The following is a 13,440-nucleotide window of genomic DNA, read 5'->3' as shown; positions in this document are numbered from 1 at the left end:
CCTATTGTCACGCGACGGCCGTACCGCGCGCGGGCGAAAGGCCCGCATAGAGGACGACGGTCGGATTGAACACGGCCAGCTTGGCTGGCGCATGAGACATGCCTCCCGCGGACACGCCACCTTGCAGACCCGGCGGGAAAGCATATCGAATTAGACGTTAGGAGGAGAAGGATATTACGCCGCGCCACAAGATGCACGGGCTTACCCCGCCCTTGTCGAGAGCGGGTATTGCAGCCCCAGCCGAGCAGCCTGGACTATTCGTCCGCCAACGCCGGCAGCAGCACCTTGAGTTTGCGCGTCAGGGTATTGCGACCCCAGCCGAGCAGCTCGGCGGCCTCGCCCTTGCGTCCCCCGGTGTGCTTGAGCGCGGTCTCGATGAGGATACGCTCGAAATCCGGAACTGCCTCCTCGAGCAGATGCGTATGCCCCGCCGCCAGAGCACGGTCAGCCCACTCACGAAAGGCGCCGCGCCAATCGCCGCCGGCACTTTCGGTGCCCTCGATATCACGCAGCTCCGGTGGCAAGTCCTCGACCAGCACCTCGCGTCCCGACGCCATCACCGTCAGCCAGCGACAGGTGTTCTCGAGCTGGCGCACGTTGCCCGGCCAGGGCAGCTGCGTGAGGTGCTGCTCGGCTTCCTGGGTCAGCACCTTGGGCTCGGTGGCGAGCTCCTTGGCGGCCTCGGCCAGGAAGTGCTGCGCCAAGCGTGGAATGTCCTCACGCCGCTCAGAGAGGCGCGGTAGATGGATACGAATCACGTTGAGGCGGTGAAACAGATCCTCACGGAAGCGGCCATCCTCGACCAGGCGCTCCAGGTGCTGGTGGGTCGCGGCGATGATGCGCACGTCGACCTTGACCGGCGTATGGCCGCCGACCCGGTAGAACTCACCATCCGCCAGCACGCGCAACAAGCGGGTCTGAGTCTCGGCGGGCATGTCGCCGATCTCGTCGAGGAATAGCGTACCGCCATCGGACTGCTCGAAGCGCCCGCGACGCTGCGAGGTCGCCCCGGTGAAAGCGCCCTTTTCATGGCCGAAGAGTTCGGATTCCATCAGATCCTTGGGAATCGCCGCCATGTTAAGCGCGATGAAGGGACCGCCATGCCGTGGGCTGTGCTGATGCAACGCCTGGGCGACACGTTCCTTGCCGGTCCCCGATTCGCCGTTGATCATCACCGTGATATGCGATTGCGAAAGCCGCCCGATGGCGCGGAAGACCTCCTGCATCGCCGGCGCCTCACCGATGATCTCCGCCGACAGGCCTTCCGGCACCGCCGCTGGCGCACGCCGCTCGCGGGCATGCGCCACGCCACGGCGTACCAACGCCAGAGCCTCGTCGACGTCGAACGGCTTGGGCAGGTACTCGAAGGCGCCACCTTGATACGACGCCACGGCACTGTCGAGATCGGAATGCGCGGTCATCACGATCACCGGCAGATCCGGGTGGCTTTCGCGAATGCGCGCCATCAGGTCCAGCCCGTCGAGTCCCGGCATACGGATATCGGTCAGCAGCACATCGGGCGGTTGACGCAGGATCTGTTCCAGCGCGGTATCGGCACGCTCGAAGCTTTGCACCTCGAGATCCGGCTGAGCCAGCGCGCGCTCCAGCACCCAGCGAATGGCGCGGTCATCGTCGACGATCACAATACGTGCAGCGTCAGTCATAGGGCCTCCCGAGCCTCAATGGTGGCTCTCAAGCGGAATCAATAAGCGGAATTCGGTACACCCGGACACCGAGTCGCACTCGATCAAGCCCTGGTGCTGATGCAGGATCGATTGCGCGATGGAAAGGCCCAGGCCACTGCTCTCGGCCCGCCCCGAGACCATGGGATAGAACAGCGTCTCGCGCAGCGTCTCAGGGATGCCGGGGCCGTTATCGAGGATGCCTAGCTCGCAGACCAGACGGTGACGCTCGGCGCCCAGTGTAAACTGTCGCCGCGCCCGCGTGCGCAGGGTCAGGCGTGGGCCGTCGATGCCATGCTCCTCCATCGCCTGGACGGCATTGCGGGCGACGTTGAGCACCGCCTGAATCAGTTGCGCTTCGTCGCCTTCCAGCTCCGGCAGGCTGGGGTCATAATCGCGCACGTAGTCGATGCGCGGATGCTCGGCCTCCAGCAAGGTCCGCACGCGCTCGAGCACCTTGTGAATGTTGAGCGGCTCGTGGCGGCTCATACTGTTGGGCCCCAGCATACGATCGACCAGATCGCGCAGGCGGTCCGCCTCCTCGACGATGACCCGCGTGAACTCGGCAAGCTGCGGATCGGGCAGGTCGCGCTCGAGCAACTGCGCCGCGCCACGAATGCCGCCCAGCGGATTCTTGACCTCGTGTGCCAGCCCACGGGTGAGCACCTTGATGGTCTCCTGGCGCGCGATCAGCGCCTCCTCACGGGAAATGCGCAACAGCCGGTCGCGTGGCTCGATCTCGATCAGCAGTTCATCGGCGGACAACGGCGTGACAGTGAAGTCCACCGTCGCCGAATCGCCCGATGGCAACGCCAGCGATGCTTCGCGCTGGGTGAAGGGATGCAGTTCATCACGCGCCTTGAGCAACACCTCCTCGACACTGCCCTCGACGCCCGCCAGGCTTTCCAGCCGCTGGCCCATGACACGCAATCGGCTGGTCGCCAGCAAAGACTCGGCGGCCGGATTCATCCAGCGCACATGCAGGGCGCCATCGAGCAGCACCACTGCTGTCGTCAGGTGTTCCAGCAAACGCTTGGGTTCAACCGAATGCAGTGGTTCGACCGAATGTGGTGGCAAAGGAGATTCTGGCATGACCCATCCATTATCCATCGTCCATGTACGTTATCAGTGCAAGAAGCACGCCAGTCTGTCGCCGCCCGGCATAGGGCAGTGCAGTCATCGGCACATGAGCCTGTTACGCACCAAAATAGTGCAAAAAGGGGAAGGCATACAGCGCCAGGCGCCAAAGCAGTTCACTGGCTGCCGCTGCCACCGGTATTGCGGGGATTGTTGGGATTGGCGGGTAAGTACACGCTGGCACGTTGTACATAAAGCGTGACCGGAGCACTACGTTGGCGCACACGTCCTTCGGAATCGACGACTTCAGCGCGCAAGGTGTGCTCCCCACGCACTAGTTCGGTGACTGAGAAGGTGGTCGCATGCCGGGCCGGACCGCTCACCTCACCATCGAGAACAATGCGCAGCTTATCCGTCTCGCGCAGTTCGGGAGTGACCGCCACGCGCACCTTGGTATCGCCCGCCGCGCCAGTGGGCAGGGTCGCTTCGTTGCCAGGGGCCGCAATGGTGAGACGCTGATAAGCGGTGAATGACGATGCGGCATCCGCTTCCGCCTCGATCGCTGCGTCCGGCGGCGCCTGGCGATCGTTGGTCTCGCGCGGCTGGCCAGGTATCGTGTTCACCGTACCGACGTCCACCTTCTCTCCTACCGGGCGGTCGGAAAAGGTCACGTTGCCTTGCGCATCGACGCTGCGATAGACCGGCGTCGCCTGTGCCGCAGACACACCCAATGCCCCAGCCATGAGTAGCGCCCAAGCGCCTTTCAACCATGTCGCGGTGGCCCACCCTTGGCGCATGTCCTTCTCCTCGTGCCTATACCGAATGCTCAGTCTAGCGCACCTTTTTTACTCAACCACAACACGCCTCAGCCACCACACGCCATAACCTAAAAGACCCCGTCACATCGGACGGGGCCTCGGTCAGCGGTGATCACGTTTTGTCGTGCGAGATCAGCAGCTGTAGTACATGTCGAATTCAACCGGATGCGTCGCCATGCGCAGACGATCGACCTCTTCCTGCTTGAGCTCGAGGTAGGCGTCGATCATCTCGTCGGTGAACACCTCACCCTGGGTGAGGAAGGTGCGATCGGCATCCAGCGCCTCCAGCGCCTGGTGGAGGCTCTCGGCCACGGTGGGGATCGCCTTGCCTTCTTCCGGCGGCAGGTCATAGAGGTTCTTGTCCATCGCGTCGCCAGGATGGATCTTGTTCTTGATGCCATCGATACCCGCCATTAGCAGCGCGGAGAATGCCAGGTACGGATTGGCGGTCGGGTCGGGGAAACGGCACTCGACGCGCTTGCCCTTGGGACTCGCGGTATACGGAATACGGATCGACGCACTGCGGTTACGCGCGCTGTAGGCGAGCATGACTGGCGCTTCGAAGCCTGGCACCAGGCGCTTGTAAGAGTTGGTCGACGCGTTGGTGAAGGCGTTCAGAGCACGCGCATGCTTGATGACACCGCCGATATAATACAGCGCGGTTTCGGACAGCCCTGCGTATTCGTCGCCGGCGAACATGTTGGCGCCGTCTTTCCAGAAGGACTGGTGCACGTGCATGCCGGAACCGTTGTCACCGACCAGTGGCTTGGGCATGAAGGTCGCGGTCTTGCCGTACGCGTGGGCCACGTTGTGGATCACGTACTTCATTTCCTGAACTTCGTCGGCCTTCTTGACCAAGGTGTTGAACTTGACGCCGATCTCGTTCTGGCCGGCGTTGGCCACTTCGTGGTGATGCACTTCGACCGACTGACCGATGGCTTCCAAGGTGTTGCACATCGCACTGCGGATGTCGTGGAAGCTATCCACTGGCGGCACCGGGAAGTAACCGCCCTTGACGCGCGGACGGTGCCCCAGGTTGCCACCTTCCACGTTGGTGGAGTCGGTCGCCCAGGCGCCTTCCTCGGACGTGATCTTGTACATCGCGCCCTGAATGTCGGCGTTCCAGTGCACTTCGTCGAAGACGAAGAATTCCGGCTCCGGCCCAAAGAAGGCGGTGTCACCCAGGCCAGTGGACTTCAGGTACGCCTCGGCGCGCTTGGCGATGGAGCGCGGATCACGCTCATAGCCCTGCATGGTGGCCGGCTCAATGATGTCACAACGCAGCACCAGGGTAGCGTCTTCGGTGAACGGATCGAGATAACCGCTGCCATCTTCCGGGCGCAGGATCATGTCGGACTCGTTGATCCCCTTCCAGCCTTCAATGGAGGAGCCATCGAACATCTGGCCATCCTCGAAGAACTCATCATCGACGGCGCCGGCCGGAATCGTGACGTGCTGCTCCTTGCCCTTGGTATCGGTAAAGCGCAGATCCACCCACTTGATATCGTGTTCTTCGATCAGGGCGAGGGTCTTCTCGGACATGATTTCCTCCACTATGAGCCCACGGCTCGGGTCGTTTGCTTGCGTGTTCAGCGTCGTTTGTAGCACGCCCGCCAGTAGCTGCCCACGGGTATGCACTTTACGTTTTGCAATGCAGAAGGCATGCCAACCACTGAGCCATCTGAGTGCGCCTGCGATAACTGCATGATCCATAAAGAAAAAAATAGACCGTCTTGGCGCATCGACCAGCACCACTTTGGCGCTAAGTACGCCACATATAAGTGCACAAGCATCACCAGCGCCTCAATTCGGTGCAAAGAACACCCCATGTGAACCAAAATAGTGCACAGCCCTATGGCCGACTGCTCACCGACGCGACGCTGGCAACATTCTGTCGATTTATTCACCAAGGCTGACTGGCTAAATCGAGACAACGAGATATGCTGATAGATAGCGTAACCGCCATCACAACATCATGCCCCAAAGGAGATCTTTGCCGTTCGCGACAGGACGTCACCACGGCAACAACGCTTGGCACATCGAGCAACCAGAAGTGCGGAGGGACACGCCATGAGTCATCTCAGCCTTGCCCATGACGTCGTGCAGCGCCTGCGCGGGCACTGGCGACGCAGCCTGAACGAGCCGCTTCGCGGACGCAGTGCGATCCTGGTCATACAGCGCGTACTGTCCGACGAAGCCGCCGCACGCCTGCCCCACCGGGCGCCCTATTGCCTCGGCCCAGAAAGCTTTCGACGGCTGCTCGACCACCTCACCGATCACGCTCAGATCGTTTCCCTGGCCAGCACCCGCCGTTTGCATCGCGACCCGGTGCCACGCATCGCGCTGACCTTCGACGGCGGCTGGCGCGACACTGCGGAGGTCGCGCTACGGCAACTCGAGCGCCTGGCATTGCCGGCCAGCATGTTTCTGAATACGGGCGATACAGGCCGTTCACAAGGCGATTGGCGGATGGCCCTCGGCGACATCCTCTGGGACGGTCTCCAGCCCATGCGCGTTCGCGAATGTCTCGGCGATGCCGGGCTCCCGCTGCCACCGCCACGACCCAACCACCCTAATACCGCTTACAGCAGCGCCGTGCACGACTATCTCGAGCGACTCGCGCAGCAGGCCGCCCCATTGACGCTAGCGCGGCTCGGTTCGGCGCTGGGTACCGAGCTCGATATCGCCCCCCAAACGCTCGACCCGTTCAGCGTGCGCCGCTTGGAGAGCAACGGCCTGGTGCGTTTCGGCACGCGCGGCGTCGCCGCCACACCGTTAGAGACGCTCGACGATCGTCAGATCCAATGGCAAATTCGCCAATCGCGTCGCCAACTCAGCGTGCTATGCCGCGACCCATTGTCTTATTTCGCCTATCCACAGCCGGAAGCTTCGCTCCGTGTACGACAACTGGCCCAGCGCTGTGGCGTTCAGGAAGCCCTGCATAGCCATGCCGGCTGGCTCTCGCACCGCGACGACCCGTTGGCATTGCCACGCTTCCCGATCACGCAACCCGTTGCCAGCAGCACGGGACGTTTATACGACTATCTTTTGGGGCAACTTTAAAGCAGCGCGTGCATCACACTCACGGGCCTGCCACACGCCTACAACCCCGCACGCCGCTGACCTTTTGCATGCAAGTCTATAACGCCCTCAGACCCCAAAATCCAGACGTGCGGTCAGGCGGATGTCGCGCCCTGGGGAGAGCGCGTAGCCCTTATAAGTATCGAGAAATCCACGATAATCCTCATCAAAGAGGTTATGGACAGCAAGATCCAGATGGAGCACTTGCCCGCCAACACGTGGCGCGATCCCCGCGCCGAGATCGACCAGGGTGTAACCATCGGTCGAAGCACTGCCAAAGGGGGCATCGTCGAACTGGCTGAAGGGTTCACCGGGCGCTGCATCCTTCGAGGCGTAGCGACGAACCGTCAAGGATGTATACGGATTACGCGCCCACCCTTCCCCTTGTGGCGCGAAACGAGCACCGACACGCATGTTGTCGGCGGGCAACAAGGGCAAATCGTCACCATTGTCACGCCGTTCACCGTTAACGGTTTCCGCCGCCGCTGAGAGCGTCAGCTGACGCGTGACATCCTGCTCGATGGACAACTCCACGCCGCGCAGTATGGCGTCGGTCTGAGCGTAAGCGAAGACCGGCGATCCTCCCCGTGACTCGCCGGTATCACGGGGAAAAATATAATCGTCGATCACGTTGCGATAAACGGTTGCATTGGCGCGTGTCGTGCTCGATGCCCAGCGCAGCGAGAGATCGGTGTTGAGCGAGGTCTCTGGATCGAGATCAGGGTTGCCACGCTGAAAAGCGGCCACTCCCCCATGCTTGCCGGCAACATACAGCTCAAAAAGGCTGGGCGCGCGAAATCCACGTCCCGCGTTGGCTGCCAGAGAGAGATTATCGGTAAATGAATAGATACCGCCCAGTGAACCGGTCACGACATCGTAGCTTTGGCTCTCAGCATCGGTGACGTTCTGGGAAGGGTTAGCCGTCTTGGACGCCTTCCCCTCGATTCGATGATGGTCATAGCGCAGCCCCGCCTGCAGCAAGAGATCCCCGAACCGCTTTTCCTCGAAGGCGAAAGCAGCCACATTGTCGACCGTGCCACCGGGCGACAGCTGCGTCGTGCCACGTGATACTTGATCCTTGTGCGTGTATTCGACGCCCACCGTACCACCGTCCAATCCAGCAAAGGGCCCGTGCTGTCCTTCGAGGCGTGCAGTGTACTGATCGAACTCGACATCGATGGCGTCATCGAAACCGTCCGCGCGCGAACGTCCACCTGCGTTGGAGCGACGCCGGTTATTCTGCCAGACGAGTTGCGGCTTCCAAGTTATCCCATCGACTCGCTTCTCGCCGGAAAGCTCGAGTTGCTGGTTGTCGATGTACTGCCCGACGCCTTCCGCACCTGCCGAGGGAGGTAACTGCCCAGCCGGCGGCGGCAGCAAGAAGTTATGTTCATCATTGAAGCGGGAATAACGTGCCGTCCAAGTACCGCCGTCGTCATCCCGAAAGCCCAGCGCTAGCTCCCCGTTGACTTGGTTGAAGTTGGTGTCGTCGAGCTCACCCGTATACGCAGGGGCATCACGCAATCCCTTTGAGGGCGGCGGTGGAAAATGCGTCGCCTCGTTGGGGGTCTGGATATTGCCACCGTCACGACGAATGAGGCCCAGCGAATAACCCAACCGACCATTTCCGCCCGTCGCCTTGATACCGGTGTCCCACTGGCCATTATTACTGGAGTAACGCGTGAGCGTTTCCCCTTGGACAGGCGTCTCCCAGGCGATTTCCGAAGAGAGCATATTGATGGCGCCGCCTAAGGCGCTCGAACCATAGAGCACGCTCGACGCCCCGCGTACCACCTCGACGCGGTTCAGCAGGAACGTATCGGTCGTCGGCATATGGCGAACACCATATTGTTGGTGATCGACCCCGATTCCATTGTTGAGCATCTTGATCCGCTCGCCGGAGAGGCCACGGATCACCGGTTTGCCCACACTATTGCCGGTACTGATCGCATTGACCCCTGCCTGCGACTCGAGCGCCTCACCGATGTTAGTGGCGCCCTTGGCTTCCATCTCACCGGAGTCAACCACATCGACATCGGCCGCCTGCAATAACGGATTACCCGGCAAGGGCGCGCCCGTCACAGTGACGGGCTCAAGTGTCTGCGATTCGCTACCTGGCGTCGCCATCACGACATTCGATGCCACCGACACATTCAAGATAAGCGCCCCGATAAGGACACCTGCCGCACGCCGTTCCCCTGAACACATTGTTGAACCTGTTTTTGATGGTATATTTGAGATGTTATATCGTAACTAAAAAAATTCGATATTCAAGGGTCGCACTTCTCGAACGTAGCAACGCTTTCGCGCTTCCAGATCACGCAAGCCGTTGCCAGCAGCGCGGGACGTCTCTATGATTGTCTCCTTGGGCACCTTTGATGAGTGAATAGCCCTTTTAGATCGGTGCGCTTCACCCCACGCCACGCGTCTATCAGGACGCGATAAATGGCGATTGACGAGTGCGCCGCCATTTTTTTGCGTATTTTCGTCCTGCCGCCAAAACGCCCCAAGTCCCTGATAGCGCCACGGTTATCGCCGCGCCAACGCGACTGTTGTCGTGCCGCGCCTGTTGGCAACGGTCATCAAACTGGCAGTCGTCGGCAACCTGACCCTATAATACGGCCCAATTTTCAAGCAGGATCCCTACGTGATCGAGAACCTTCGCAACATCGCCATTATCGCCCACGTCGACCATGGCAAGACGACCCTGGTCGATCAGCTCCTGAGTCAGTCCGGCACCCTCGACCGCAAGGCCGAAGGGCAAGAGCGCATCATGGACTCCAACGACCAGGAAAAAGAACGCGGTATCACCATTCTGTCCAAGAACACCGCGATCCAGTGGCACGATTATCACATCAACATCGTCGACACGCCCGGACACGCCGACTTCGGTGGTGAGGTCGAGCGCGTCATGTCGATGGTCGATTCCGTGCTGCTGATGGTCGACGCCGTCGACGGCCCTATGCCGCAGACGCGCTTCGTCACCCAGAAAGCCTTCGATCGCGGCTTGAAGCCTATCGTCGTGGTCAACAAGATCGACCGTCCCGGCGCACGTCCTGACTGGGTCATCGACCAGATCTTCGATCTGTTCGACAACCTGGGCGCCAACGACGACCAGCTCGACTTCCCGATCATCTATTGCTCGGCGCTCAACGGCGTCGCCGGCATGGAACCGGACGCGCTCGAAGACGATATGACACCGATGTTCAAGTCCATCGTCGATATCGTCGAACCGCCCACGGTCGAGCGCGACGGACCGTTCCAGATGCAGATCTCCGCGCTTGACTACAATAGCTACGTCGGCGTCATCGGCCTGGGCCGTATCAAGCGCGGCAACGTGAGCCCGGGGCAGCAGATCAGCGTGATGTCCAAGGAAGGCAATGTCCGCAAGGGCAAGGTCGGCCAGGTCATGACACACCTCGGCCTCGAGCGCGTTCAGACCGAGCAGGCCGAAGCCGGCGACATCATCTGCATCACCGGCATCAGCGATCTGGCGATCTCCGATACGCTGTGCGACCCGGCCAACGTCGAAGCGCTGCCGGTGCTGACCGTCGACGAACCCACCGTCTCGATGACCTTCCAGGTCAACGACTCGCCGTTCGCCGGCAAGGAAGGCAAGTTCGTCACCAGCCGCAACATTCGTGACCGCCTCGAGCAGGAGTTGATCCACAACGTCGCGCTGCGTGTCGAGGAAGCCGAAACGCCCGAGAAGTTCAAGGTCTCCGGCCGCGGCGAGCTGCACCTTTCGGTACTCATCGAAAGCATGCGTCGTGAAGGCTACGAGCTCGCCGTGGGCCGCCCCGAGGTCATCATCCGCGAGAATGATGGCGTCAAGCAGGAGCCGTACGAAGAAGTCATCATCGATTGCGAAGAGCAGCACCAAGGCGCGGTGATGGAAGAACTCGGCTACCGTAAGGGCGAGATGACCAACATGAACCCGGACGGCAAGGGGCGTGTTCGCCTGGACTTCATCATCCCCGCGCGCGGGCTGATCGGCTTCCGTGGCCAGTTCCTGGCGCTGACCTCCGGCACCGGCATCCTCACCAGCCGCTTCGACCATTACGGCCCGCTCAAGCCCGACGCCTCCGTCGAGCGTCGCAACGGCGTGCTGGTCTCCATGCTCTCCGGCAAGGCACTGGCCTACGCGCTGTTCGCCCTGCAGGATCGCGGCAAATTGCTCGTCGAGCACGGCACCGAAGTCTACGAAGGCATGCTGGTGGGCATCAACAACCGTGCCGACGACATGACGGTCAACCCCACCAAGGCCAAGAAGCTCGACAACATGCGCTCCGCCGGCACCGACGAAGCCCTGGTGCTGACGCCGCCGATCCGCTTCAGCCTCGAGCAGGCCATCGAGTTCCTCGATGACGACGAACTGGTGGAGGTCACACCCGAGCATATTCGTGTGCGCAAGAAGCACCTCACCGAGAACGAGCGTAAGCGCGCCAAGAAGAAGTAACGGCGCTCCGCACTCGACAGCAACACGAAGCCCACCACTCGGTGGGCTTCGTCGTCTTTGGGGCCAAAGACGACAACCAAGGGGCTGCGACATATAACCACATTTTTTATGTGGTTATTTGGTTTAGGCTTGATGCATACGAAGCACACGCCGCTTCCGAAGTCGCCTCAAGCCAACTCGCCTCAACCCCAGGAGTCGTCCCATGCGCCACCTTCTGCTCATTTCTTCGCTTGCCTTCACCGCTACGCTCCTGCCAACCACCTCGGCGCTGGCCTACGGCCAAGGCGATTTCTACACACGCTTCGGTGTCGCCAAGGTCGCTCCGTAGAGCGGTAACGGCGACTTCGGCGCCCCGCTGAACATGACAATCGACGCCGATGACGACAGCGGTTTCGCCTTCACCCTGGGCTACCGTTTCCAGGACAAACTCGGCGTAGAACTGCTGGCCGCGCAACGCTTCGAGCATCAGATCCGACTCAACGGCAGCGACATGGCCAGCATCCACCATCTGCCGCCGACCCTCACGCTTCAGTATTATCCGCTGGGTGGCACCGACGCCCGCGTGCAGCCGTATCTCGGTGCCGGGATCAACTACACCCACTTCTCCGACGAAAAACTCGACGGCGGCGAGTTCGAACTCGACGATAGCTGGGGTGGCGCCGCGCAAGTCGGGGTCGACCTGCTGATTGACGACCACTGGGCGCTCAACGCCGCCGCCTGGTATCTGGATATCGACAGCGACGCCACCGCCACGCTCGGCGGCAACGACTATCACGCCGACGTGGAAATCGACCCCATCGTCGTCATGGGCGGCCTCAGCTACCGCTTTTAAAGGTCGCGACAACAGGTTCTGTTCGAAAGGCCGTTTGCGCACGAAGCCTAGGCGTCCCGCCTTTTGGCGGGCTACCCTGTGGAGACACACGGACGCGACAGGAGCCCGCCATGCACAAGCACATCGATTGGGACGCTCCCGGCAACGCCAGCGTGACCCGCCACTACGCCAGCGACAAGCAGCACGAAGTCCAACCCTACCCCGGCATGATGCTCTCTGCCCGCTATCAAGGCATGGTGGTACGCGTCGAAGTCGAAGCCTACCGCGAAGACGACGCCCTCAGCATCGGCAAGGTCGCCGCCCTCATCGACACCCAAGGCACGCGTCACCAAAGCCACGGCGATCTCAGCATCAGCGATGTCGTCCGCCTTCCCGACGACAAGCGCGCCCTGGAACCTGCAATCGAGGATGAAGAGGACTGAGGGATAGAGAGACGCTCAATGCGGGTCGCTACCATTTGTCGGCATCGAATTGCAGGAAGTCACCTGCCCCGGTTAGATTGCTGCGTAAACACTCAACAAAAGGATGACCATGTCAACGCTTCGCCCTGTGCTTTCGTCCATGCTGGCCCTGCTCGGCAGCGCCACGCTCTTGGCCTCCATGACCGCCCAAGCCGATGCGCTCGAACAGCAGCGCCAGGATCTTCACAATAACGTTCAAGTCATCGCCCACCGCGGTGCCAGCGGTTACGCACCGGAACATACCTGGTACGCCTACGACAAAGCACGCGCGATGGGTGCCGACTACATCGAACTGGACGTGCACATGAGTGCCGATGGGCACCTGATGGCCATCCACGACACTACCCTAGAGCGCACTACCGATGGCCAAGGGCCGGTGAAGGAACACAGCCTCGACGAACTCAAGGCACTCGACGCCGGCAGTTGGTTCAATAAAGCGCACCCAAAATACGCCAAAGCGACCTACGCCGGCGCCAAGATGCTCACTCTCGATCAGATCATCGACCGCTACGGCCAGGACGTGCGCTACTACATCGAGACCAAGTCACCCAAGGACTATCCCGAGCTTCAAGACGCCCTGGTCAGCAAGCTTGAGGCTGAAGGCCTGGTGCAATCCGGCTCCGTGGTCATCCAATCCTTCAGCCAAGCCAGCCTGCAGGAAGTCCACGGCCTTAATCCCAATATTCCGCTTATCCAACTGCTCTGGTACTCCCCCAGCGAAGACGGCGACACCCTCGAAGAATGGACCGGCGTTACCCCCAGCCCGGCTAACATCAGCGATGCCGACTTCCAAGTCATCGCCGACTACGCTGACGGCGTCGGCCCCAACTACCTCTACGAAGGTGAACCGGTCATCGACGCCAGCTTCATCGAGCAGGCCCACGCCAACGACCTGCTGGTACACAGCTACACCATCAACGACAAAGACCAGATGCACCAACTGCTCGACTGGGGCGCCGACGGCCTCTTCACCAACTTTCCCGATCGGTTGAAGGCAGTGCTGGCAGAAGAGTAAAGCGTCTGCCTTAAC

At 61.2% G+C, this 13,440-nt stretch carries 9 protein-coding genes and 1 pseudogene; 5 read left to right on the top strand and 5 right to left on the bottom strand.

The features are described from left to right. Positions 1-254 precede the first annotated feature (254 nt). From ntrC to glnA, 4 genes are all read right to left on the bottom strand, one after another. The gene (gene ntrC, locus OP495_RS11285; protein WP_280564446.1) at positions 255-1,664 is read right to left on the bottom strand and encodes a nitrogen regulation protein NR(I); all 1,410 of its coding nucleotides are present in this window, start codon (positions 1,662-1,664) and stop codon (positions 255-257) included. A 15-nt stretch (positions 1,665-1,679) separates the two neighbouring features. After that, positions 1,680-2,774 (bottom strand): nitrogen regulation protein NR(II), encoded by a 1,095-nt coding sequence (glnL, locus tag OP495_RS11280; RefSeq protein ID WP_280569266.1) that lies wholly within the window; start codon positions 2,772-2,774, stop codon positions 1,680-1,682. A 161-nt stretch (positions 2,775-2,935) separates the two neighbouring features. Next, positions 2,936-3,556, bottom strand: coding sequence for a DUF4124 domain-containing protein (locus OP495_RS11275; RefSeq protein WP_280564449.1), 621 nt, complete (start codon positions 3,554-3,556; stop codon positions 2,936-2,938). A gap of 153 nt (positions 3,557-3,709) precedes the next feature. After that, complete coding sequence (glnA, locus tag OP495_RS11270) at positions 3,710-5,119, bottom strand: glutamate--ammonia ligase (protein WP_280569263.1); 1,410 nt, start codon at positions 5,117-5,119, stop codon at positions 3,710-3,712. 528 nt (positions 5,120-5,647) lie between these two features. On the opposite strand from glnA, the gene OP495_RS11265 reads away from it, so the two are divergent. Continuing rightward, complete coding sequence (locus OP495_RS11265; RefSeq protein WP_280569261.1) at positions 5,648-6,640, top strand: polysaccharide deacetylase family protein; 993 nt, start codon at positions 5,648-5,650, stop codon at positions 6,638-6,640. Positions 6,641-6,727: 87 nt separating this feature from the next. Here OP495_RS11265 and OP495_RS11260 read toward each other — a convergent pair whose 3' ends face one another. Continuing rightward, positions 6,728-8,803, bottom strand: a complete 2,076-nt coding sequence (locus OP495_RS11260) for a TonB-dependent receptor (protein WP_280569259.1) — start codon at positions 8,801-8,803, stop codon at positions 6,728-6,730. A 502-nt stretch (positions 8,804-9,305) separates the two neighbouring features. On the opposite strand from OP495_RS11260, the gene typA reads away from it, so the two are divergent. The 4 genes and pseudogenes from typA to OP495_RS11240 all read left to right on the top strand — a co-directional run bounded on the left by typA (position 9,306) and on the right by OP495_RS11240 (position 13,425). Then, the gene (gene typA / locus OP495_RS11255; protein WP_280569258.1) at positions 9,306-11,117 is read left to right on the top strand and encodes a translational GTPase TypA; all 1,812 of its coding nucleotides are present in this window, start codon (positions 9,306-9,308) and stop codon (positions 11,115-11,117) included. 202 nt (positions 11,118-11,319) lie between these two features. Then, positions 11,320-11,949, top strand: a pseudogene (locus tag OP495_RS11250) (OmpW family outer membrane protein). 110 nt (positions 11,950-12,059) lie between these two features. Then, a complete protein-coding gene (locus OP495_RS11245) occupies positions 12,060-12,371 on the top strand; it encodes a hypothetical protein (RefSeq protein WP_280569256.1) in 312 nt (103 codons plus the stop codon). Between the two features lie 109 nt (positions 12,372-12,480). Further along, complete coding sequence (locus OP495_RS11240; RefSeq protein ID WP_280569255.1) at positions 12,481-13,425, top strand: glycerophosphodiester phosphodiesterase; 945 nt, start codon at positions 12,481-12,483, stop codon at positions 13,423-13,425. Positions 13,426-13,440 lie beyond the last annotated feature (15 nt).

This window comes from Chromohalobacter sp. 296-RDG (assembly GCF_029889885.1).
Taxonomy (GTDB): domain Bacteria; phylum Pseudomonadota; class Gammaproteobacteria; order Pseudomonadales; family Halomonadaceae; genus Chromohalobacter.
Note: the sequence above shows the minus strand (reverse complement) of the source record. Positions and strands in the feature narration are given on the sequence as shown.

What these genes read in the sequence shown, in the direction of transcription:
- ntrC (WP_280564446.1), bottom strand. Translation starts at nt 1,664, where the DNA reads ATGACTGACGCTGCACGTATTGTGATCGTCGACGATGACCGCGCCATT.
- glnL (WP_280569266.1), bottom strand. Translation starts at nt 2,774, where the DNA reads ATGCCAGAATCTCCTTTGCCACCACATTCGGTCGAACCACTGCATTCG.
- OP495_RS11275 (WP_280564449.1), bottom strand. Translation starts at nt 3,556, where the DNA reads ATGCGCCAAGGGTGGGCCACCGCGACATGGTTGAAAGGCGCTTGGGCG.
- glnA (WP_280569263.1), bottom strand. Translation starts at nt 5,119, where the DNA reads ATGTCCGAGAAGACCCTCGCCCTGATCGAAGAACACGATATCAAGTGG.
- OP495_RS11265 (WP_280569261.1), top strand. Translation starts at nt 5,648, where the DNA reads ATGAGTCATCTCAGCCTTGCCCATGACGTCGTGCAGCGCCTGCGCGGG.
- OP495_RS11245 (WP_280569256.1), top strand. Translation starts at nt 12,060, where the DNA reads ATGCACAAGCACATCGATTGGGACGCTCCCGGCAACGCCAGCGTGACC.
- OP495_RS11240 (WP_280569255.1), top strand. Translation starts at nt 12,481, where the DNA reads ATGTCAACGCTTCGCCCTGTGCTTTCGTCCATGCTGGCCCTGCTCGGC.